Annotated in this window: 22 protein-coding genes; 10 read left to right on the top strand and 12 right to left on the bottom strand. The window is 68.5% G+C overall.

Annotated features, from left to right (window positions below; genetic code table 11):
• Positions 1-199, bottom strand: a 199-nt coding sequence (locus tag E1288_RS11510; protein WP_207954298.1) for a transposase domain-containing protein, incomplete at its 3' end; no start/stop codon positions are given.
• Positions 200-341: 142 nt separating this feature from the next.
• On the opposite strand from E1288_RS11510, the gene E1288_RS11505 reads away from it, so the two are divergent.
• Together E1288_RS11505 and E1288_RS11500 are read left to right on the top strand one after the other, a co-directional pair.
• Entirely contained in the window at positions 342-728 is a 387-nt protein-coding gene (locus tag E1288_RS11505; protein ID WP_132484122.1) for a hypothetical protein, read from the top strand.
• Positions 725-1,873: a hypothetical protein gene (locus tag E1288_RS11500; protein WP_132484120.1), complete on the top strand. Its 1,149-nt coding sequence runs from the start codon at positions 725-727 to the stop codon at positions 1,871-1,873. Before E1288_RS11505 ends, E1288_RS11500 begins: the two co-directional genes overlap by 4 nt.
• A gap of 178 nt (positions 1,874-2,051) precedes the next feature.
• On the opposite strand, the gene E1288_RS11495 is transcribed toward E1288_RS11500, so the two are convergent.
• Positions 2,052-2,987, bottom strand: a complete 936-nt coding sequence (locus E1288_RS11495) for an NAD-dependent epimerase/dehydratase family protein (RefSeq protein WP_132484118.1) — start codon at positions 2,985-2,987, stop codon at positions 2,052-2,054.
• Between the two features lie 221 nt (positions 2,988-3,208).
• Between E1288_RS11495 and E1288_RS48720 the strand changes: the two genes are divergently transcribed.
• A complete protein-coding gene (locus E1288_RS48720; RefSeq protein WP_235883493.1) occupies positions 3,209-4,495 on the top strand; it encodes a sigma-70 family RNA polymerase sigma factor in 1,287 nt (428 codons plus the stop codon).
• A 31-nt stretch (positions 4,496-4,526) separates the two neighbouring features.
• On the opposite strand, the gene E1288_RS11485 is transcribed toward E1288_RS48720, so the two are convergent.
• The 3 genes from E1288_RS11485 to E1288_RS11480 all read right to left on the bottom strand — a co-directional run bounded on the left by E1288_RS11485 (position 4,527) and on the right by E1288_RS11480 (position 6,376).
• Positions 4,527-4,853, bottom strand: coding sequence for an AMP-binding enzyme (locus E1288_RS11485; protein WP_235883492.1), 327 nt, complete (start codon positions 4,851-4,853; stop codon positions 4,527-4,529).
• Between the two features lie 82 nt (positions 4,854-4,935).
• On the bottom strand, positions 4,936-5,085 hold the full coding sequence (locus E1288_RS46865; RefSeq protein WP_165968074.1) for a hypothetical protein: 150 nt from the start codon (positions 5,083-5,085) through the stop codon (positions 4,936-4,938).
• A 133-nt stretch (positions 5,086-5,218) separates the two neighbouring features.
• On the bottom strand, positions 5,219-6,376 hold the full coding sequence (locus E1288_RS11480) for an acyl-CoA dehydrogenase family protein (RefSeq protein WP_132484116.1): 1,158 nt from the start codon (positions 6,374-6,376) through the stop codon (positions 5,219-5,221).
• Positions 6,377-6,693: 317 nt separating this feature from the next.
• Between E1288_RS11480 and E1288_RS11475 the strand changes: the two genes are divergently transcribed.
• From E1288_RS11475 to E1288_RS11450, 7 genes are all read left to right on the top strand, one after another.
• Entirely contained in the window at positions 6,694-7,890 is a 1,197-nt protein-coding gene (locus E1288_RS11475; protein ID WP_235883491.1) for a lipid-transfer protein, read from the top strand.
• Positions 7,890-8,342, top strand: a complete 453-nt coding sequence (locus E1288_RS11470) for a MaoC family dehydratase N-terminal domain-containing protein (protein ID WP_132484112.1) — start codon at positions 7,890-7,892, stop codon at positions 8,340-8,342. The genes E1288_RS11475 and E1288_RS11470 overlap by 1 nt, the downstream gene beginning before the upstream one ends.
• On the top strand, positions 8,339-8,710 hold the full coding sequence (locus E1288_RS11465; protein WP_132484110.1) for a MaoC/PaaZ C-terminal domain-containing protein: 372 nt from the start codon (positions 8,339-8,341) through the stop codon (positions 8,708-8,710). The genes E1288_RS11470 and E1288_RS11465 overlap by 4 nt, the downstream gene beginning before the upstream one ends.
• Complete coding sequence (locus E1288_RS11460; protein WP_132484108.1) at positions 8,707-9,525, top strand: SDR family NAD(P)-dependent oxidoreductase; 819 nt, start codon at positions 8,707-8,709, stop codon at positions 9,523-9,525. Before E1288_RS11465 ends, E1288_RS11460 begins: the two co-directional genes overlap by 4 nt.
• 122 nt (positions 9,526-9,647) lie before the next feature.
• On the top strand, positions 9,648-10,745 hold the full coding sequence (locus E1288_RS11455) for an AMP-binding protein (protein ID WP_235883490.1): 1,098 nt from the start codon (positions 9,648-9,650) through the stop codon (positions 10,743-10,745).
• Positions 10,721-11,194 (top strand): class I adenylate-forming enzyme family protein, encoded by a 474-nt coding sequence (locus E1288_RS48715; RefSeq protein WP_235883489.1) that lies wholly within the window; start codon positions 10,721-10,723, stop codon positions 11,192-11,194. Before E1288_RS11455 ends, E1288_RS48715 begins: the two co-directional genes overlap by 25 nt.
• A 150-nt stretch (positions 11,195-11,344) precedes the next feature.
• Positions 11,345-12,517: a TetR/AcrR family transcriptional regulator gene (locus E1288_RS11450; RefSeq protein WP_132484106.1), complete on the top strand. Its 1,173-nt coding sequence runs from the start codon at positions 11,345-11,347 to the stop codon at positions 12,515-12,517.
• A gap of 88 nt (positions 12,518-12,605) precedes the next feature.
• Here E1288_RS11450 and E1288_RS11445 read toward each other — a convergent pair whose 3' ends face one another.
• The 7 genes from E1288_RS11445 to E1288_RS11415 form a co-directional block, all read right to left on the bottom strand.
• Positions 12,606-13,277, bottom strand: a complete 672-nt coding sequence (locus tag E1288_RS11445; RefSeq protein WP_132484104.1) for a CoA transferase — start codon at positions 13,275-13,277, stop codon at positions 12,606-12,608.
• The gene (locus E1288_RS11440) at positions 13,225-14,298 is read right to left on the bottom strand and encodes an acyl-CoA dehydrogenase family protein (RefSeq protein WP_132484102.1); all 1,074 of its coding nucleotides are present in this window, start codon (positions 14,296-14,298) and stop codon (positions 13,225-13,227) included. The genes E1288_RS11445 and E1288_RS11440 overlap by 53 nt, the downstream gene beginning before the upstream one ends.
• 271 nt (positions 14,299-14,569) lie before the next feature.
• The gene (locus tag E1288_RS11435) at positions 14,570-15,769 is read right to left on the bottom strand and encodes an acyl-CoA dehydrogenase family protein (protein ID WP_132484100.1); all 1,200 of its coding nucleotides are present in this window, start codon (positions 15,767-15,769) and stop codon (positions 14,570-14,572) included.
• A 17-nt stretch (positions 15,770-15,786) separates the two neighbouring features.
• On the bottom strand, positions 15,787-16,599 hold the full coding sequence (locus E1288_RS11430) for an enoyl-CoA hydratase/isomerase family protein (RefSeq protein ID WP_132484098.1): 813 nt from the start codon (positions 16,597-16,599) through the stop codon (positions 15,787-15,789).
• Positions 16,596-17,381 carry an enoyl-CoA hydratase/isomerase family protein gene (locus E1288_RS11425; RefSeq protein WP_132484096.1) on the bottom strand — a complete coding sequence of 262 codons (786 nt, stop codon included), beginning with the start codon at positions 17,379-17,381 and terminating at the stop codon, positions 16,596-16,598. The genes E1288_RS11430 and E1288_RS11425 overlap by 4 nt, the downstream gene beginning before the upstream one ends.
• Positions 17,378-18,565, bottom strand: a complete 1,188-nt coding sequence (locus tag E1288_RS11420; RefSeq protein WP_132484094.1) for a CaiB/BaiF CoA transferase family protein — start codon at positions 18,563-18,565, stop codon at positions 17,378-17,380. Before E1288_RS11420 ends, E1288_RS11425 begins: the two co-directional genes overlap by 4 nt.
• Positions 18,562-19,917, bottom strand: coding sequence for an MFS transporter (locus E1288_RS11415; protein ID WP_132484092.1), 1,356 nt, complete (start codon positions 19,915-19,917; stop codon positions 18,562-18,564). Before E1288_RS11415 ends, E1288_RS11420 begins: the two co-directional genes overlap by 4 nt.
• Between the last annotated feature and the right edge of the window lie 213 nt (positions 19,918-20,130).

The raw sequence follows: 20,130 nt of genomic DNA, 5'->3' as shown, positions 1-20,130 counted from the left end.
ACTCGTGCGGAAACAGGCACAAGACCAGCGTGAAGTAGAACATCAGCCGGGCGGGCAGTGCGCGGGTCCGCTGTTCCCTACGCCAGTACTGATCAATAACTCGATCGACCAATTCCACAGGGAACGTTCGGGTCAGCACGCCGACGGCGGCCCGATCGGCCACGCTGACACCCGCGCCCGCACCTGCCTCAAGATCCACAAGTACGCAGGCTACCGGCCACGCGACAACCTAAACGACCGGCATTGGGCCTAACCCGCTGTTCTCCTGGGCCAAGGCCAACTTCCTCGCTCCGTTCGAACGGCACGAAGCCGACGACCTTGCCCGGTCCGTGGGGCAGAAGATGGGCATCACGATCGAGGACGGTGCCCTGGAGGCGTTGTTCGAGGCGACAGGAGGGCATGCGTTCCTCTACCGGCACCTGGCCTCCGCCGTGGTAAACGAGTTGCCTGTCGACACGTTCCATCGTGAGATCAAAAAGCCGCTGGTCTTGAGGACCATCAACACCTGGCGGCGTCAGGTTGCCGGCAACATGCGCGAGATGCTCGATCACGTCAGAAGGTACTATCCCGACGAGTCCTATCTGCTTCAGATCCTCATGGAAGAGCCTGAGTCCTTCGCTGTTGTCGCCGACGATGTTCCTCTCGCGCTTGGTCATCTGATTAGCCTCGGCCTCGTTCAGGAGGTCGATAACTCCTACGAGCTCACGCCGGTGCTGCAACTAATATGACTGACTCCATCCTTTTCAGCGCGCAGGTCCGGGCCGACGAGATCCGCACTCGGCTGAAACGCTTCAAGCTGGTCTTCATCCAGTGCGGTGCCGCGTTCGACGTTCTCCGGGAACCTCTGCTCAGCGCCCTGTGCGGAACCGTGCTCGATGCCGCGGACTTCGCGAAAACCTCGAGCCCCGTCGAACTTCCCGCGGAGCGGGTCATCCTGGATGGCATGGAGGCGTTCGCGCGTAACGGCAAAGCTGGTGGTGCCACGCTCGGTGCCCTCCGCGCGAAGGTCAACGAGCTCCGAGACGACGATGCAGAGATCTGCCTCGTTTCCCGCACGCCGAAGATCTCGTTCGCCCCGGTCGCGGGAAGCAGTCTGCTCGACGACGCATCCTGGCATTGCCTCCCCGTGCTTGACCCAAACGAATGCCCCGAAGAGCGACGGCATATCCTTGCGTCCTCGCTTCCCTCGGTCGGGTTTGGTCATCAATCCGACGTGAACCTCCTCCTACGAACCGCACTTGAAGAACTCGGCGTTAACGTCCTCACCGATCTCGATTTCGCTCTCTTCGAAGCAAACCACGGCGCCAACTTCATCACCGAAGTCGAGGCCGGTGTCGCAGAGGCGATGCGTGGCGCCGGCTTTGCCCACGTCGTCGACGACGCCCTGCGGTTTAACTCGCCAGGGCCGTTCTGGCAGTTCAAAAACGCTGTCGCCGACGTCATTGCCACGATCGTTGGGCCTCAGGTCGATCTCCCCGCAGTTTCGGAGGGGCTTTGGCAAATTGAGCGCACGATCCGGAAATTGCTGCGTGAAGCAGCTATTCGGGACGCAGGTGAAAAATGGCGCAAGAATCTCTTCAACGAGACCATTGCCCAGCACGTGCTCGAACGAGCACGACGCGACGTGAGTGTGACTGCAGCGAGCGTCTCCGAGCTCCGAGACCCCATCGAATGGCTCACCCTCGGTGAACTGCTCCAGGTCGTCGAGTCTTCGACGTTCCAGGGCCTGTCGTGGGACACGGTCCTATGGCAGCGTTTTCGACAGGATGTCATGCCGATACGCAACAGGATCTCCCACATGCGCCTGCTCAAGAAGCGTGATCGAGCGACCGTACGGATGTGGGTCAACCTCATTACGACAACACTCAGTTGAGCGTCGCTGCGCGCTGGTGATCTTGGCCGAGCCACGCTTTCCGTGTAGTCCGTAGATCGTGGGCAACTGCCTCCCTGAAATTGGTGGCGAACCGTTGCGGAGCAGGACAACTTCGGTAGAACGCCTTGCTGCGCGGTGCGATCCGTCGCCGATCAGAACGGCTTGCGCGGTCCTGGGTTCAGGTGGCGAGTTTCTCCTGCCACCACTCGACGGTCTTCGCGAGCGCTTCTCCGGCTGGGGTGGGCTCCTCCTGGAACGCTTCCGAGTAGGCGCTGGAGTCGATCACGAACGGCGAGTCGAACTGGTAGCGGATCTCGTGCAGCTCGCGAACCAGCGGGGACACCAGGCCGACCGCTCGCAGCGCCCACCACGGCAGGGCGGACACGCGTGGCACTGCGAGGCCGGCGATTCGGCACATCTCCTCGACGGCCTGACGCGCCGACATGGGCGGCGCGGTGGGCACGTGCCACGCGCGGCCCCATGCCCGCTCTTCCGCAGCCAGCCGCACCAGGGTGCGCGCGACGTCGGGCGCGTAGGTCCAGCTGTGCGCCGCGTCCGGGTCACCGAGGACCTGGACGGGCCGTCCCCGCAGCAGCTTGGGCACGACGCGCTCGGCCAGGTGACCGCCCGCCGTCACGCCGGGTCCGATGAAGTCGGACGCGCGTGCTTCCACCACCCGGACGCGCCCCTCCTGGTGGCGGGCCAGGGCGTCCCGCCAGACGCGGGCCCGCGCCTCGCCCTTGCGGAATCGGGCGTTCAGCGGGAGATCTTCGGTCATGGGAGCGTTCACCGGGCCGTATGCGTAGAGGTTGCCGGTGAGGACCAGAACCGCGCCGGTGCGTTCGGCGGCACCGAGCAGGCCGGCCGACAACCGCGGCCAGTCCTGGACCCAGCGGTGGTAGGGCGGGGCGGCGCAGTTGTAGATGGCCACCGCACCGGCGCTGGCCTCGGAGAGCTGCTCGGCATCGCCGGCGTCCAGCGCGACGTGCTCGATCGAGCCTTCGGCAGGGCCGCCGGAACGGCTGATCAGGCGAACTCGATGGCCCTGCTGCGCGAGCAGATTCGCAGTGGCGACGCCGATCGGCCCCTTGCCGACCACGACGTGGACGGACATCCGGTCACCTCCCCTTCGACATCGACGACGCTACCGGTCGGCGGCTCCCGGTGTGCGCGGATCGGGGTCTTCGCCGTGTGTGGGGAAACTCCTCGGCGCGCTGGTGCTATCGGGCGACTTCGCGTTGATCCGTTTTCGTGATCGAGTCCGCCTATTCGGCCGATGGCGTCCGGGATACGCTTTCGGCTCAGCGGGAGTGGTTCGGGGCGTTGGAGTGATGTGTGGTGGCCGTGCAGCGGGAAGATCTGGTCCAGGAGACCAGTGACGCCGTCCTGATCGACGCCGTGCGCGGCGGGGACACCGATGCGTTCGGGGCGTTGTACGAGCGGCACGTCGGCGCGGCTTACACGATGGCGCGGCAGGTCACCAAGTCGCAGGCCGAGGCCGACGACGTGGTATCCGAGGCGTTCGCGAAGGTGCTCGCGCTGCTGCGGGACGGGCGCGGGCCGACGGACGCCTTCCGGGCCTACCTGCTGACCGCCGTGCGGCACGGCGCCTACGACCGGGCCAACAAGGCGAAGCGCACGCAGGCCGTCGACGACTTCGAGACGGTGCCGAACATCGACATCAGCCAGCCGTTCCGCGACCCGGCCGTGGAGAACGAGGAGCGCTCGCTGATCTCGCAGGCGTTCAACCGGTTGCCGGAGCGCTGGCAGATGGTGCTCTGGCACGTGGAGATCGAGGGCGAATCGCCGTCGAAGGTCGCGCCGATGCTGGGCATGACGGCCAACGGCGTTTCCGCGCTCGCCTACCGGGCTCGCGAGGGCCTGAAGCAGCAGTACCTCCAGGTGCACCTGATGCGCATGGACGCCGAGGCCGTCGAGTGCCGGTCGGCGATCGACCGGCTGGGGTCGTGGACCCGCGAGGGCCTGTCGAAGCGGGAGACGACGCAGGTCAACGAGCACCTGGGCAAGTGCGACCGGTGCGCGGCGCTGGCGGCCGAGCTGATGGAGATCAACGGCGTGCTCAAGGCGTTCATCGCCCCTGTGGTGCTGGGCGGGACCGCGTCGGCCACCGGATACCTCGCGGTCTCGGGCAGCGGGAGCCTGGTCGGCGCCGGGGTGGTCGGCGTGGTGCGGTCGAACCCGCGCAAGAGCATGGCGGTGGGCGGCGCGGTGCTGGCCGCGCTGGCGGCGCTGGGCATCGCGCTGGCGGCGAACCAGGCCGATCCGCCGCCGCTGGCCGCCGCACCGGTCGACCCGGAATCGCCGACCCAGCAGTCGCAGGGCCAGGCCGCAACCCCGCCACCGGCCGCTCAGCCCAACCCGGCTCCGTCGCCCGCCCCGCCCGCGCCGCCCGGGCAGCAACCCGTGCCCGGGACTCCGATGGAGGACGGCGTGCCTTTGCTCCCGCCGCTGCTGCTGGTGCCGCCGGGTCAGCAGCACATCGCCGACGTCGAAGCGAACCTCCCGCTGCCGCTGCTGAACCGGAGCGTGGCGGTGGATCTCGACGTCGACCGGGACCGGGTCCAGCTGGACGCCGGCGTGACCCCCGGGCGTCCCGGCTAGTGACGCCATCCGGCGCGGCATCGCTAGGCGATCAGCTCCGCGGGCCCCACTGCGCGCGGAGCGCCTTCTTGTCGATCTTGCCCACCGGGGTTCGCGGGAGTTCGTCGACGACGCGGATCTGCTTGGGCGCCTGCACGGATCCCTTGACGGACTTGACGTGCCGGATCAGTTCGTCGGGCGTGACTTCGTGGCCGGGGCGCAGCACGACGGTGGCGGTGACGGCCTCGCCCCACTTGTCGTCCGCGACGCCGTAGACCGCGGCGACCGAGACCGCGTCGTGCCCGGTGAGCGCGTCTTCGACCTCGCGCGGGAAGACGTTGAAACCACCGCTGACGATCATGTCCTTCTTGCGGTCCACGATGTGCAGGTAGCCCGCTCCCGTTCGAACCGGCCGATCTCCGCGAACCGCGGGCAGTCGACGATCAGGGCGTCGGATTCGATCAGGCCGGGATGTTCGCGCGCGCCGCCAGGTAGTCGGCCCGGAGCCGCTCGACGATCTCGCCGGCGTAGCCGCATCCCCGGACTCCGCTGACTGAGTGCCCGGCGCTCCAGACGTCCACCCACCAATACCGGACGGAAACGGCCACCACGGCCGCTCCGTCGGGGCCGGTCCTTGGACAGGGATGCGGCCGAGCGACCGGTGCCGGGTCGTGAGTGTTTTGGATCGCTATAGCAGCCCGAAGTGCTCACGACCCAGCGGGCGTCACCGGCCACCCGGAGCTGCTACAGGCCGAGGGATTTGGCGATCACGGTCTTCTGGACTTCGTTGGTTCCGCCGTAGATGCGCGAGACGCGGGTGTCCGCGTAGAGGCGGGCGATCGGGTATTCCCGCATGTAGCCGTAGCCGCCGTGCAGTTGGAGGCACTTGTCGATGACGCGGCCGGCCATCTCGGTGCCGAAGAGCTTCAGCTTGGCGGCGTCGGCGGCGGTCAGCTCGTCCTTGTCGTGGAGGTTCATGGCCCGGTCGACCATCGCTTGGGCTGCCTCGATCTCGGTGGCGCAGTCGGCGAGGACGAACTTGGTGTTCTGGAAGGCGGCCACCGGCTTGTTGAAGACTTTGCGCTCCGTGACGTAGTCGATGGTGAAGTTCAGCGCCGCGGTGGCGGTGGCGCAGGCGCCGATGGCGATGATCAGGCGTTCTTGCACCAGGTTGTCGGACAGGTAGTAGAAGGCCTTGCCTTCCTCGCCGAGGAGGTTCTCCACGGGCACCTCGACGTCGGTGAACGAGAGTTCGGCGGTGTCGGAGGCGAGCATGCCGATCTTGTCGAGCTTGCGCCCGACCGCGTAGCCCTCGCTCTTGGCGTCGACGACCAGGATGGAGATTCCCGCCCGGCGGTTCTGCGTGGTCGGTGGTGAGGTGCGTGCGCAGACCAGGACGTGGTCGGCTTGGACGCCGCCGGTGATGAAGGTCTTGGCGCCGTTGAGGACGTAGTGGGTGCCGTCCGCGGAGAGCTCGGCGCGGGTGGTCATCCCGGCCAGGTCGGAGCCGGTGCCCGGCTCGGTCATCGCGATGGCGTACATGGTCTCGCCGCTCACGAAGTCGGGGAACCAGCGCTTCTTCTGCTCTTCGGTGGCGTAGCGCAGCAGGTAGCCGAGGATCAGGCCGGTGTGGACGCCGGAGGAGCCGAAGGTGACGGCGGCGCGGGCGCACTCCTCGGCGATCACGGCGTGGAACTTGATGCTGGTCTGGCCGGCTCCGCCGTACTCCTCGGGGACCTCCATGCCGAGGACGCCGAGCTCGCCGAGGCGGCGGTAGAAGTCGCGGGGAGGGTGGCCGGTCTGTTCCCACTCGTGGAAGACGGGTGCCACCTCGTTGGTGATGAAGTCCCGGATGGTCTCCCGGAACGCCTCGTGGTCCTCGGTGAACACGTCGCGTTGCATGTGCGCTGCTCTCCTCTATGCCGGATCTGGTGAATGCCGGTTCAGGCTAGACCAGGGAACCGGCCGCTGGCGAGCCTCAAAGTAAATGGAAACTCGGATTTGTGCATAGTGAAGATGTTGACGTACCAGCGTGTCGTAGGTAGATGTAAATAGAGAACAAGCTGATCGATGTGATCCGGGGCGTGGCCTTCGGAGGGTTCGGTCGCATCTTCGTTCGAATGTCCGTTTACCGAGTGTCGCGTCCGGCGAGCTGGGGTGTCAGCAGCGGCCGCGCCGCGGCGCCGGAAACGGTCGATGTTCAGCCTGAGGAGGAGCCAGTGAGCGACAACGTGCACGTCGCCGGGGTCGGCATGATCCCGTTCACGAAACCGGGTGCCGGCGAGACCTACGACGTGATGGGGGAGCGCGCGGCCCGTGCCGCGCTCGACGACGCGGGCATCGGCTACGAGCTCGTGCAGCAGGCGTACGCCGGGTATGTGTTCGGTGATTCGACCAGCGGTCAGGCCGCGATCTACGGTTTGGGGCAGACCGCGATCCCGGTCGTCAACGTGAACAACAACTGCGCCAGCGGTTCGTCGGCGCTGTGGCTGGCGCGGCAGGCGATCGCCTCCGGAACGGCCGATTGCGTTCTGGCGCTGGGGTTCGAGCAGATGCAGCGCGGCGCGCTGGGCGGCGGCAAGCTCCCGGACCGCCCGCCGGCGATGAAGCGCGGTATCGACGCGACCATCGGCATCCAGGGCTGGGGCGATGGACCGATGGCCGCTCAGCTCTTCGGCGGATCCGGCCAGGCGTACATGGACAAGTACGGGGTGGGCAACGACCTGTTCGCCAAGGTCGCGGTGAAGTCCCGCAGGCACGCCGCGAACAACCCGTACGCGGTGTTCCGCGCCCCGATCACCGAAGAGGAGGTGCTGGCCTCCGCGCACCAGCACGGCCCGCTGACCAAGCTGATGTGCTGCCCGCCCACCTGCGGTGCCGCTGCGGCGGTCCTCGTCAGCGAGGACTTCGCGCGCCGCAACGGGTTGAAGGCCGATGTGCGCATCAAGGCCCAGTCGATGACCACCGACGTGCCGGGCACCTTCGGTTCCGGAGACATGATGACGATCGTCGGGTACGACATGGCGCAGTCCGCGGCCCGCAACGTGTACGAGGAATCCGGTGTCGACCCGTCGGACATCCGGGTCGTGGAGCTGCACGACTGCTTCACCAGCAACGAGGTCACCACCTACGAGGCGCTCGGCCTGACCCCCGAGGGCACCGCGGAGAAGTTCGTGCTCGACGGGGACAACACCTACGGCGGGCGGGTCGTGGTCAACCCCTCCGGCGGGCTGATGTCGAAGGGGCATCCGCTGGGTGCCACCGGACTCGCCCAGTGCACCGAGCTCGTGTGGCAGCTGCGCGGCCAGGCCGATGCGCGCCAGGTCGACGGTGACCCGGCCCTGGCGCTGCAGCACAACCTGGGCCTCGGCGGCGCCTGCGTCGTGACCCTCTACGAGAAGGCGGGGCGGAAGTGATGATCAGCAAGGACGTGATCGGGACCAAGATCCCGAGCCACAGCGCGGACGTCGAACGCGGGCGGCTGCGCTTCTTCGCCAAGGCGATCGGTGAGAGCGATCCGGCCTACGTGGATCTCGACGCGGCCAAGGCCGCCGGGCACCCCGACCTGCTCGTGCCGCCGACCTTCCTGTTCTGCCTGGACGGCGAACGGACCGACGGGTTCTCCCTGATCGACTTGCTCGGCATCGACATCCGGCGGGTGCTGCACGGAGAGCAGTCGTTCACCTACCACGCCCCGATCCACGCAGGGGATCAGCTCGCCTTCGAAGGCGAGATCACCGACGTCTACAGCAAGAAGGGTGGTGCGCTGGAGTTCGTCGTCCGCACCACCGAGGTCACCCGCAACGGGGAGTTGGTCGCGGAGTTGACCAACTCGCTCGTCGTGCGCAACCCGGAGGCCCGGAAGTGAAGCTCGAGCTGCCGAAGATCACCCGAACCACGCTCGCCTTGTACGCCGGCGCCTCGGGTGACCACAACCCGATGCACATCGACATCGACGTCGCCAAATCTGCTGGCATGGATGATGTTTTCGCGCACGGCATGCTGAACATGGCCTATCTCGGCCGGCTGCTGACGGCGAACTTCCCGCAGGAGCGCATCCGCTCGTTCGGTGTTCGGTTCACCTCCATCACGCCGATTCACGCCAAGCCCGTCGCCACCGCGCAGGTGGCGAAGGTGGCGGACGGAAACACGCATCTCGATCTGACCATGGCGCTGGAGGACGGCACCGTCACGCTCCAGGGCACCGCAGTCATCGAAGGAGAAATCGCAGCATGAGCAAGCTCGTGGGCAAGGTCGCGCTCGTCACCGGATCCGGCCGGGGCATCGGCCGGCAGATCGCCTTGAAGTTCGCGTCCGAAGGCGCCAACGTCGTCGTCAACGATCTCGACCGGGAGCCGGCCGCGGAGACCGTCGCCCTGATCGAGAAGGCGGGCGGCAAGGCCACGTCGGTGGCGGGCAGCGTGACCGAGGACGGCTTCGCCGAGCGGTTCGTCAACGCCGGCCTGGAGCTCGGTGGCCTCGACATCATCGTCAACAACGCCGGGTACACCTGGGACAACGTCATCCAGAAGATGTCCGACGAACAGTGGGACGCGATCCTCGACGTGCACCTGAAGGCGCCGTTCCAGATCCTGCGCGCCGCTCAGCCGCACATCTCCCGGATGGAGAAGGAAGAAACCGCTCGCGGCGAGCGGGTGCACCGCAAGGTCGTCAACATCTCCTCCGGCGCCGGGGTCAACGGCAACGTCGGCCAGTCGAACTACTCGTCGGCCAAGGCCGGCATCATCGGGCTGACCAAGGCATTGGCCAAGGAATGGGGTCGCTACAACGTCAACGTGAACGCCGTGGCCTACGGCCTGATCCGGACGCGACTGACCGAGGCTCCCGCCGGTGGCGCCGCGACGATCGACATCGAGGGGCGCGAACTGCCGGTCGGTGTCAACCCGGACCTGCTCGCGCGCTTGGAGAAGGGGATCCCGTTGGGGCGCGCCGGCACCCCGGAGGAGGCCGCGGGCGCGGTCTACGCCCTGTGCATCCCGGAGACCGACTACGTGTCCGGCCAGGTCATCCTCTGCTCCGGCGGCTTCTGACCGGCTGGTGGGCGCCGCTCGTCGGCGCCCACCGGCTCGCCGCAGTACCGGTGCGAACCGGAATCCACCAGCCCCGCAACGATCCACGCGTTCACCGACCCTTTCGCCGCAGGAGGATGGCCGTGTACCTCACGCAGAGCCTGCACAGAGCCGTGCAGCAGTTCCCGGACGAGATCGCCACCATCTGCGGCGACCGAGTGCGCACCCACCGCCAGACGGCGGATCGCGTCGCCCGCCTGGCGGGGGCGCTGCGCGCGCTGGGACTGGCGGAAGGGGACCGGGTCGGGCTCCTGGCCAAGAACTCGGATCGGTACCACGAGTTCCTCTGCGCGGTGTGGTGGATGGGCGGCGTGGTCAACCCGGTCAACACGCGTTGGAGCGCCCGCGAGATGGCGTACTCCCTCGAGGACTCGGGCACCCGGGTCCTCTTCGTGGACGACTCGTTCGCCGCTCGCGTTCCCGAGCTCGAATCCCACTGGGGCGGCATCTCGACGGTCGTCCACCTCGGCGATGGCGATCTGCCCGCGGGCATGCTCGGTCACCGCGAGCTGATCGACGGCCACGAACCGGTCGAGGACGTCCGTCGCGGCGGCGACGCGCTCGCCGGCATCTTCTACACCGGAGGGACCACCGGTTTCCCGAAAGGCGTGATGCTCAGCCATCGCGGCATCCTGACCTCCACGCTCGGGATGCTGGCCACCGCGCGCAGCTCCCGGCGCGGCGGCCGGCTGCTGCACGTCGCCCCGCTGTTCCACCTCGCGGCGCTGGGCGCGTGGAACGGCCAGTCCGTGATGGGCGGCTCGCACGTCTTCCTGCCCGCCTTCGACCCGGCGGAGGTCCTGGACGCCATCGAGCGGAACCAGGTCACGAACCTGCTGCTGGTGCCCGCGATGATCCAGGCGTTGCTCGACCACCCCGCGATCGGGCACCACGATCTATCCACTGTGGAACACATCGGCTACGGGGCTTCGGTGATCTCCGAACCGCTCTTGGAGCGCGCGGTCACCGCGTTCTCCGGCGCCCGGTTCAGCCAGGGATACGGCATGACGGAGCTGTCGCCCGGCGCAACCGTGCTGACCGGCGACGACCACGAGGACAAGAACCTGCTGCGGTCGGCCGGTCGCGCCACGGCTTCCACCGAGGTGCGGATCGTCGACGAGGAGGGCCGCGAGGCCCCCCCGGAACGGTGGGCGAAGTGGCGGTGCGCGGTGGCGGCGTGATGCTCGGCTACTGGAACAAGCCCCGGGAGACGGCCGAAGCGGTGCGAGACGGCTGGATGCACACGGGTGATGCCGGGTACATGGACGACGACGGCTACCTGTTCATCGTCGACCGCATCAAGGACATGATCGTCTCCGGTGGCGAGAACGTCTACTCCGCCGAGGTCGAGAATGCGCTCGCCAAGCACCCGGCGGTCGCTTCCTGCGCGGTGATCGGCGTGCCGGACGAGCGGTGGGGCGAGCGGGTGCACGCCGTGATCGTCTGCAAGCAGGGGTGTGCCGCCACTGCTGCCGAGATCAGGGAGCACGTCAAGACCCTGATCGCCGGTTACAAGGCGCCGCGCTCGTTCGAATTCGTGGACGCCATGCCGTTGTCGCCGACCGGTAAGGTCCTCAAGCGCGAGCTGCGCAAGTCGCACTGGGACAGGTCTGCGCGTGCCGTCAACTGAGCGGCCGGTGTTCGCGGTGATCCGGATAAGACCTGGCACCGCCGTGTGTCCTTGTTGGATGACAGCTTAACCGGCGTTTACTTGGTGTAGTGTGGTGCCGATGGCGACAGCCGTGTCGCCGACATCGCGAGCGTTGTGGGGGTTCGGCCTGTGGGGCGGGAAGCAGCTGTGGACCGGGAGGGCTCGGCTGGTGGTCGCCAACGCCCGCGGGACCGGAAGCGGCAGATCTTGGAGACCGCCGGTGCGCTCTTCGCCGAGCACGGGTTCCACAACGTGACGATGAACCAGATCGCGAGCGAGGTGGGCATCACCGCGGGCGCCTTGTACCGGCACTTCAAGGGCAAGGAGGAGATCCTCAACGCGACCTTGGCGGGCCTCTTCGCCCAGGTGGCCGCGGCGTCCGGGGACGTCGGCTCGCTGGACGGCATCCTGCAGCGCAGGGCCGGGGTCGCGGCGGAGCTGCCCACCGCCGGCGTGCTGTGGTCCAGGGAATCGCGGCACCTCTCCGAGGAGGACCGCGCGCAGCTGGTCGGCCGGCTGCGCCGGGAGAACCGGAACTACCGCCGTGCGCTCCGGGAGGAAAGGCCGGCGCTCACCGAGGACGAGGCGGCGCTGCTGGCATGGGCGATGCAGTCCGTCCTGGTCAGCACCAGCGGTCACATCAGGGGGTTGTCGGCCAGGGAGTACGGCAGGTGCCTCCTGGCCGGGTGCCGCGCGGTGGCCGAGGTCGAGCTCCAATCGGGCCCGGGCGAGCAGGAACGGCCCAGCCGCGGGTTCAGCCCGGTGTCGAAACGGGAGAAGCTGCTGGCGGCAGCGGTGCGCCTGTTCGGCGAGCGCGGTTTCCAGAACACCAGCCTGGCCGATATCGGGGCTGCGGCGGACATCAGCGGCCCCAGCCTCTACACCCACTTCGCCAGCAAAGCCGACATCCTCGTGGCGGTGCTGGCGCGAGCGAGCCACGCGCTCTGGCTGGATCTGCACGCCACGTTGAGTTCGAGTGCGACGGAGGCCGAGGCGCTCGACCGCGCTGTGGAGACCTACGTCGACCTCTGCAGGTCGCAGCGCTACCTGGTCTCGGTCCTGGTCAGCGAAGTGGGCACCCTGCCGGAGAGCCGGCGCGGCCAGCTCGAATACGTGCAGGAGTGGGTCTCGTTGCTGATGGCCGGCCGCCCGGAGCTCACCTCCGCCGCCGCGCGAGCGCTGGTGCGGGCGGCGATGACCGTGATCAACAATCTGAACGAGACGCCGAGCCTCACCCGGCTTCCGGGCTTCTACCCCAACCTCGTGGCGATCGCCCGCGCGATCTTGCGCGCGAAGCTCTGACCTGACGCCCTCGAACGCCGGCGCGGCGACGACCCGTCGCGAAGCCGCGGGGTGCCGAGGGGCTGCCGGCCGCTCGGCACCCCGGTGCTCAAGCCTGGGTCGCGGTACCGGTGTTGATCAGGTCTTCGATGTCCTGCTCGGACAAACCGGCGTCGGTGAGGACGTTCCTCGTGTCCTGACCGGGCCTGGGTGCGGGGCGGGGTTCCGGAGGCGCGGTCGCCGTGCTGCCGAAACGGGGTGCGGGCATGGGCTGCACGACGCCGTCGATGGCTCGGTAGGTGCTGCGGCTGGTGTTGTGCGGGTGCTGGGGCGCTTCGTGCAGGGAGAGGACCGGCGTGGTGCACGCGTCGGTACCGGTGAACAGTTCAGCCCATTCGTCGCGCGGTTTGGCGGCGAAGACCTCTTCCAGCCGGCGGTGCATGGCGGGCCAGGAGGCACGGTCGTGCTGGGCACCGAAATCGGGGTCGTCGTCGAGCCCGAGGATTCGGAGGAATGCGGCGAAGAACTGGGGTTCGATGCAGCCGACGGCCATGTGCTTGTCGTCGGCGCAGCGGTAGGCGCGGTAGAACGGTGCGCCACCGTCGAGGAGGTTGGCCGTTCGCCGGTCGTGCCAGCCACCGGTGCCGAGGAACCCGTCGCCGACGGCACGCGCACGTTCGCCGGTGGTTTCGGATTCCGTTCTCCAACCCGGATCGGGCTTTCCGCCGCTACCGGGCGAGCAGTTGGTCCGCCAGCCACTGCCGGTGGCGGTCGGGGGCACCCGCCCACATCGCCGACGCGCGGGCGCGCCGGTAGTGCAGGTGGCAGTTCTCCTCCCAGGTGAAGCCCATGCCTCCGTGGATCTGGAGGTTCGCCGCCGCACAGGCGATGTAGGCCTCGGCGCAGTAGACCTTCGCCATCGCGATTGCGCTCGGCGACTCCGGCGAACCGGCGTCGAGGCAACGAGCGGCGTGCCGCACCGCCACGTGCCCCGATCGCACGTGCTGGTACATGTCGGCGCAAGCGTGCTTCACCGCTTGGAAGGATCCGATCGGGCGGCCGAACTGGTACCGCACCTTCGCGTACTCGCACGCGTCGTCGAGGCAGCGGCTCGCGCCGCCGACCTGCTCGGCGGCGATCGCCAACGAGGCGATCTGCCGCAATCGCGGAACGATCTCGGCCGCGGCACCGGGTGGGCCGATTCGCTGCGCGGGCGCCTCGGCGAACGTCACCCGCGCCGCGTCCCGCCGGAGATCGAGCGAAGTCAACGGGATTCGCGTCGTCCCGGCTGTTGAGGGGTCGACGGAGAAGAGGCTCTGCTGTTCGCCGTCTTCTGCGACGACGAACAGCAAGTCGGCGCTGAGCCCGTCCAACACCGAGGACGCGGTTCCCGAGAGTGTCACTCGCCCGCTGTTCGACGTGGCGAGGATGCGGCCGTCGATCTCGCACAGATCCTCTGCGATCACCGTGCCGAGCAGGCGTCCGCGCGCCAGGTTCGGGAGGTGATCGCCTTGTGCGGCAACATCTTCGGATAACAGCAGTGCGTGCACCGCCAGGACCGCGGACGAGAGGTACGGGCCCGGGTACAGGGTGCGGCCCATCGCCTCCATGACCACGGCGAGATCGGTGAAAGTTCCTCCTGCGCCGCCGAATTCCTCCGGGATGCACAATCCGACCACGCCGAGTTCGTCGGCCAACTGGTGCCACAGCTCGGCCCCGGAGTCCGGCGGCGCGTGCCGGGTCAGGAGCTGTTCGAGGCCGTCTTGCAGCATTCGCTGCTCTGCGGTGATGAGAAGACTCATGGTCGCGCTTCCTCGTAGAGATGATTTCAGAATGGATTTGCGTAGGGGCGCGGGTGGCGGCCCCCCTGCGGGAGTTACAGACGCCGCCTGGACTGTGGGAGCCCCGACTTACGTATGACCGAATACGCGGCATCGGGGACTGGCCTCGCCCAGTAGCCCAGAGGGCGGGCACTGCCTGAGAACCCGCGGCGGTGCGAGCTGAGTCCCCCACTGCATGCGGCTGACGCTGCATCCTGAAACGACCCCTTATGCCGGTGGTTCGTCGATCAGCTCAGTCGCGTTGCGTGCCCACCGTCAGGTCGCGGAACGGGACCTTGTCGGTGCGGTAGGGATCTCTCGGTAGCCCGAGGACCTTCTCGGCGATGCCGTTCTTCTGCACCTCGTCCGTGCCGCCGCCGAGCGACAGGGCGCAGGCGTCCAGCACGGCGTAGGCCCAGTCCTCCCGATCGTCGCCGGTCTGCCACGCGGTCCCGGTCGCGAAGGCCAGTTCGCCGACGAGCGCCGCAGCCGCCCGGCCGTTGGTGGAGCGCCACAGCTTGCCGAGCGAGGTCTCGGCGCCGAGCGGTGTGCCCGCATCGACCGACTCCGCCTCGAGCTCGGAAAGCAATTCGGCGAGGCGTTGACCGATGTAGCAGTCGGCGAGGTCGCCCCGGACCCGCGGATCGGCGGCGCGTCCGCGGTCGTGCACGAGGTCGCGCAGCTTCTCGAACGGCACCGGACGCCGCCCGCCACCGGACCCGATGGCGCTGCGTTCGTTCTGCATGAGGGCGACGGCAACCGGCCAGCCGCCGTTCACCTCGCCCACGACGTGGTCCTCCGGGACGACGGCGTCGTCGAGGAACACCTCGTTGAACTCGCAGGCCCCGGTGATCTGCCGGATGGGCCGGACCGTCACGCCGGGCTGGTCCATCGGGACCACGAACATCGTGATCCCCTTGTGCTTCGGCGCGTCCACATCGGTCCGTGCGAGGCAGATCGCGAACTGGGCGATTTCCGCCCGGGAAGTCCAGATCTTCTGCCCGTTGAGGACCCAGCCGCCGGCCGTGCGCAGCGCACGCGTCTGCAGGCCCGCGAGGTCGGAACCGGCGCCGGGCTCCGAGTACATCTGGCACCAGATCTCCTCGCCGCGCAGCGCGGGCTCGACGTAGCGGCGGCGGAGGTGCTCGGCCGCGAACTCGAGCAGCGTGGGCAGCGCCATGCCCAAGCCGATGGTGAAGATGTCGTCCTCGGCCGGAATACGACCCCGGGAAAGCTTGGCGAACAGCGCCTTCGCCGGTGGCCCGTATCCGCCACCGCCGTACCCGGCCGGAACGTCCAGACCGGCGAGCCCGGCCTCGCACAGCGCCTTCCGGTAAGCCTTGCCGCGCGCGACCATCCCTTCGACTCCGGAGAGCAGCGGCGGCAGTTCTTCGAAGAACCTCTCAATGCGTTCCGAGAGCCCCGGCATCGTGAACTGATCCTCTTTGGACATACCAGTTTCTTCCGTCGTCAGCTGGTGCGGTAACCGGTGTAGTCGGGGGAGCGCTTCCCGAGCAGCGCGTCGCGCGCCTCCCGCGAATCCGTGGTGTGCACGGCGAGCATCTGCGTGCGCATCTCCAGGAGTATCGCGTTGTCCAGGCTCGTCGCTTCGAGGTTGGCGTTCGCGATCTGCTTGGTCATCGCCACGGCGAACGGCGAGTGCTCGGCGATGCTCGCCGCGAGGCGCACGGCTTCGTCCTGCAACTGCTCATTCGCGACGACCCGGTTGAGCAGGCCGATCTGTTCGGCTTCGGGGGCTTCCACGGCCCGGCCGGTCAGCATCAGCTCGTTCGCCCGGCCAGCGCCGATCAGCCGCGGCAGCAGGTACGACGTCCCGAGTTCGCACCCGGACAGGCCGTTGCGGATGAACCCGTCGGCGAACATCGCAGCGGTGCCGCCGATGCGGAGTTCGCACGTCAGCGCGAGCGCGAAGCCGCCACCGACGGCCGGACCGTTCACCGCGGCGATGACCGGCTTGGAGGTCCGGCGGACGGCGTTGAACAGCGAGGTGAGGTATTCGGCCCATTCGACCCGGCCCTCGATCGGGTCGCGGTCTTCGAGCCAGCGGTCGACCCCGCTGCGCTTGAGGTCGACACCGGCGCTGAACGCGCGGCCGGCACCGGTCAGGATGATCGCCCGGCACCGGCGGTCGCGGGATGCTTCCCGCAGCGCGCCGACGACCTCGTCGATCATCTCGTGGGTGAACGCGTTGAGGTGGTCGGGTCGGTCCAGGGTGATCCGGGTGATCGTCTCCTCGGGACGTTCCACGTTGATCGTCTTCACGGAGTACGTGCCTTTCGCTGCGGTGGGACCGGTTCGATTCGGGACGTGGCGGTGCCCGCGGGCTGCCGGATCGCGGCGGCATCCGCGATCCGGGTGAAGTGGTCGAGCGCGTCCTCGCCCCGTACCGCTGCGTGCAGGCCGGTGATGGTTCGGCGCACACCTTGCGCGGGCAGGGCGGACAGCTCGGCGGCGAGAGCGCGGGCACGTTCCAAGGCTCGTCCGGACGGCGCCCAGTCATGCGCGAGCCCGAGCCGGACGAGTTCGGGGCCGGGGATCGGGGCTCCCCGGAGGGCGACCCGGCGAGCGAGCGCTGCCGAGTGCCGGAGGGTCAGCCAACCGATTCCGATCGGTGCCGCCAGTCCTTGCCGGACCTCGCCGAGCTGCACGTGCGCTTCTTCCTCGACGATCAGGAAGTCCGCGGCGAAGGCCAATGCGGCACCGGCGTTGATCGCCGCTCCCTGCACCGCGCACACCACCGGGATGTCGAGCCGGGCGAGCGCGGCGTGCAAGGGCAGCCAATGCCGGAAGAACGAGCTGATCCACTCGTGCGGGTCTCCGGCGTGCATGGCCTTGAGGTCGAGACCCGCGCAGAAGGAGGGGCCTTCGCCGCGCAGCAGCAGGACCCGGCGTTCTGTCGCGGCCGGAGCGCCCGAAACCAGTTCGAGCATGGTTTCGGCGGTGCCGATGTCCAGCGCGTTGCGCCGATGCGGGCGCTGCAGGACCAACTCTGTCCAGGTGTCGTGCTGTTCCACCCGGACCGGGCTTCCGCTCTCCGGCCTCATCGGGACCGCCCGCTCGGCGTGCCGCTGAACATCGACTCGATCTCGTCCGGCGAGTAGCCGATCTCGGTCAGCACCTCGGCGGTGTGCTGGCCGCAACGGGGTGCGGGTTCGGTCCCGTGGACCCAGCCTTCGGTGCGGAACGGGGGCCGGGGCAGCCGGATGGGCACGCCGTCCGGGCTGGCGGCGGAGATGAAGACGCCCAGGTCAGCTACCTCCCGGGCGTTCGGCACTTCCCGGTAGTCGCGGACGTTTCCGGCCACGATGCCCTGCTCGGCGAGGTGCGCGAGCACTTCGTCGCGGGTCCGGTCGCCGAGCGCGGCTTCGAGGACTTCTCGCAGCTCGCGCCGGTGCTCGACCCGTCGGGAGTTGTCGTTGAAACGCGGATCGTCGGCGAGTTCGGGTCGGCCGATGGCCCGGCACAGCAGCCGCCAGTGCCCGTCCTGGTACGCCGAGATCACCACCTTCCCGTCCTCGACCTGCACCACGTCGGCCGCCGGAGCGACCGTCGGCTGGGGGTTGCCGCACCTCCGCGGCTCAACCCCGGTGAGGCTGTACTCGGCCCAGCAGGCGGCCTGCAGGTGGACCGCGACCTCGATCAGCGAGATCTGGATGTGCTCGCCGCGCCCGGTCCGCTCCCGCGCGAACAACGCCGCGAGGATCGCCTGGGCGAGCAGGTCGGCGGTGGCGATGTCGACCACGGTGAACCCGACTCGATGCGGATCACCGTCGGCGGGCCCGGTGATCGACATCATGCCGCTTTCCGCCTGAGCGGTGATGTCCAGGCCGACCCGGTCCCGCGCGGCCCCGGCCGATCCGAAACCGCTGACCGAGGCGTAGATGGCTCGGGGATTCAGCGCCCGCACGTCCTCCGCACCGAGCCCCAGCCGGTCCATGGCCCCCGGGCGCATGTTCTGCAGCACCACGTCCGCCGACGAGACCAGCCGCCGGGCCGCCTCGATGCCGCCGGCCGACCGCAGGTCGAGCGCGATCGACCGCTTCCCGCGGTTGTAGGTGGCCACGATCGCCTCGCCGTAGGAGCCGATGTTGCGGCCCGACTCGCCGTGCGGCGGCTCCACCTTGACCACGTCCGCACCGAGCGCGGCCAACGCGGCGGCGGCACCCGGGCCCGCGATCAGGTGCCCGAAATCGACAACCCGAATGCCTTCGAGGGGTTTCATCGTCATTTCAGCCTCGCTCGATCTTCGACGTCCACTTCGGACTTGCTCGTCTCGCCGCGGACGTACGCCGCCAGCGCCTTGCGATCGCGGTCGGGGTTGAGCAGCGGAAGCGCGATCAGCGCGCCGACCACCAGGAGGACGCCCAGCATCGTGAATCCGCTCGAATACCCGGCGCCGGGGGTGGGCGCACCGTTCACCAAGCCGCCCAACGCGAGCGGCGCGATCACGCCACCGACGCTGTAGACCGCGACGATGATCCCCATGACGGTGCCGCGTCGCCGGGGCGGCACGACGTCCGACACGGCGGTGAAGGCCACGCCCCAGCCCCCGCTGGCGAGCGAAGCGCCGAGCACGATCAGGACCATCTGGAGCGGGCCGCGGTCCATCGAGGCGAAGGCGATCGTGCTCAGGCCGCTCAAGAACACCAGGGCGATCGGGAAGACCCCGCGCGCGAGCCGGTTGCTGACGCCTCGTTTGGTCATCATCCGGGATGCGACTCCGGCCAGCACCAGGAAGACCGCGGTGCCGAGGTAGGGCAGGGTGCTCAGCCGTCCGACCGCGGTGGCGTCGTAGCCCAGTCCCTCGCGCAGGTACATCGGCATCCAGCTGACCTTGAGCGCCACGTTGCAGTAGGAGACGAAGAAGAGGACCAGGATCCCGATGATCGTGCTGGTGCGGAGCAGGACCCGGACCGGGACGTGATCGGCCGGGTCGTCGTCCCGCCGCGCCGTCGCATCGGCGGACTCGGGACCTTCCCTCCCGAGCAGCAGCCAGGCCCCGACCCACAGCGAACCGACCACCGCCAGCACCGCGAAAGCCGCATGCCACGAGTAGTTCACGATCACGGCGGTGAGCACGGGTGCGGCGATCAGCGGGCCGATGCCGGCGCCCGCGGTGACGATCGAAGTCGGCACCGCGCGCTTGTCGGCGGGGAACCAGCTGTGCACCGCCGAGGTGGCCATCGCGGCGGCCGGTCCCTCGGCGAACCCGAGCAGCAGGCGGGCGGCTATCAGGACGCCGAAGCTCGCGCTCCAGATGATCGGCAGCAGGCTGACGACCCAGAGCGCCGCGGCGCCGGCCAGCAGCCACCGGGCCGGCACGCGGCCCATCAGCACGCCGCCGACGATGGATCCGCACGCGAACAGCCAGAAGAAGCTGCTCTGCACGACTCCGAACTGCTGGGAGTCGATGCCGAGATCGCGGATGAGGTCCACGCCGGCGAGGCCGACGACGACCTTGTCCGCGAAGTTGATGAGCATGAACAGGCACAGCAGTGCGACCACCAGCCAGGCACGGCGGTGGTGCCGCGTGCGGCGGCCTCCGACGGCGTTGACATCCGGGTCGTGCTCGACGGCCATGCCGGCTCCTCCTGAAGGGGCGCACCACGGGAACGTCGTTCCCCGGGCTGGATTGGTCTCGATGCCGTGGCCCGCGAAGAGTTGGATCGACGCGACAGGTCGATCGGGCTCCGGTCTGCGCTCGAAGTAAAGCATCGTTCGGATTCGAAGGCAACGAGATGATGGAATTCACTGCTGTACGAATGTTTCTGCCCCGTGGATGTAAACCTGAAT

Origin of the sequence: Saccharopolyspora elongata (assembly GCF_004348985.1) — a bacterium.
In the GTDB taxonomy this organism is placed as follows: domain Bacteria; phylum Actinomycetota; class Actinomycetes; order Mycobacteriales; family Pseudonocardiaceae; genus Saccharopolyspora; species Saccharopolyspora elongata.
This window is presented reverse-complemented; position numbering and strand designations above follow the sequence as displayed.

Excerpts from the sequence above, each read along its gene's own strand:
- E1288_RS11505 (WP_132484122.1), top strand. The coding sequence starts at position 342 with ATGGGCATCACGATCGAGGACGGTGCCCTGGAGGCGTTGTTCGAGGCG.
- E1288_RS11495 (WP_132484118.1), bottom strand. The coding sequence starts at position 2,987 with ATGTCCGTCCACGTCGTGGTCGGCAAGGGGCCGATCGGCGTCGCCACT.
- E1288_RS11435 (WP_132484100.1), bottom strand. The coding sequence starts at position 15,769 with ATGTCCAAAGAGGATCAGTTCACGATGCCGGGGCTCTCGGAACGCATT.
- E1288_RS11415 (WP_132484092.1), bottom strand. The coding sequence starts at position 19,917 with ATGGCCGTCGAGCACGACCCGGATGTCAACGCCGTCGGAGGCCGCCGC.
- E1288_RS11480 (WP_132484116.1), bottom strand. The coding sequence starts at position 6,376 with ATGCAACGCGACGTGTTCACCGAGGACCACGAGGCGTTCCGGGAGACC.
- E1288_RS11440 (WP_132484102.1), bottom strand. The coding sequence starts at position 14,298 with ATGAGTCTTCTCATCACCGCAGAGCAGCGAATGCTGCAAGACGGCCTC.
- E1288_RS11460 (WP_132484108.1), top strand. The coding sequence starts at position 8,707 with ATGAGCAAGCTCGTGGGCAAGGTCGCGCTCGTCACCGGATCCGGCCGG.
- E1288_RS11470 (WP_132484112.1), top strand. The coding sequence starts at position 7,890 with ATGATCAGCAAGGACGTGATCGGGACCAAGATCCCGAGCCACAGCGCG.
- E1288_RS11500 (WP_132484120.1), top strand. The coding sequence starts at position 725 with ATGACTGACTCCATCCTTTTCAGCGCGCAGGTCCGGGCCGACGAGATC.
- E1288_RS11420 (WP_132484094.1), bottom strand. The coding sequence starts at position 18,565 with ATGACGATGAAACCCCTCGAAGGCATTCGGGTTGTCGATTTCGGGCAC.
- E1288_RS11425 (WP_132484096.1), bottom strand. The coding sequence starts at position 17,381 with ATGAGGCCGGAGAGCGGAAGCCCGGTCCGGGTGGAACAGCACGACACC.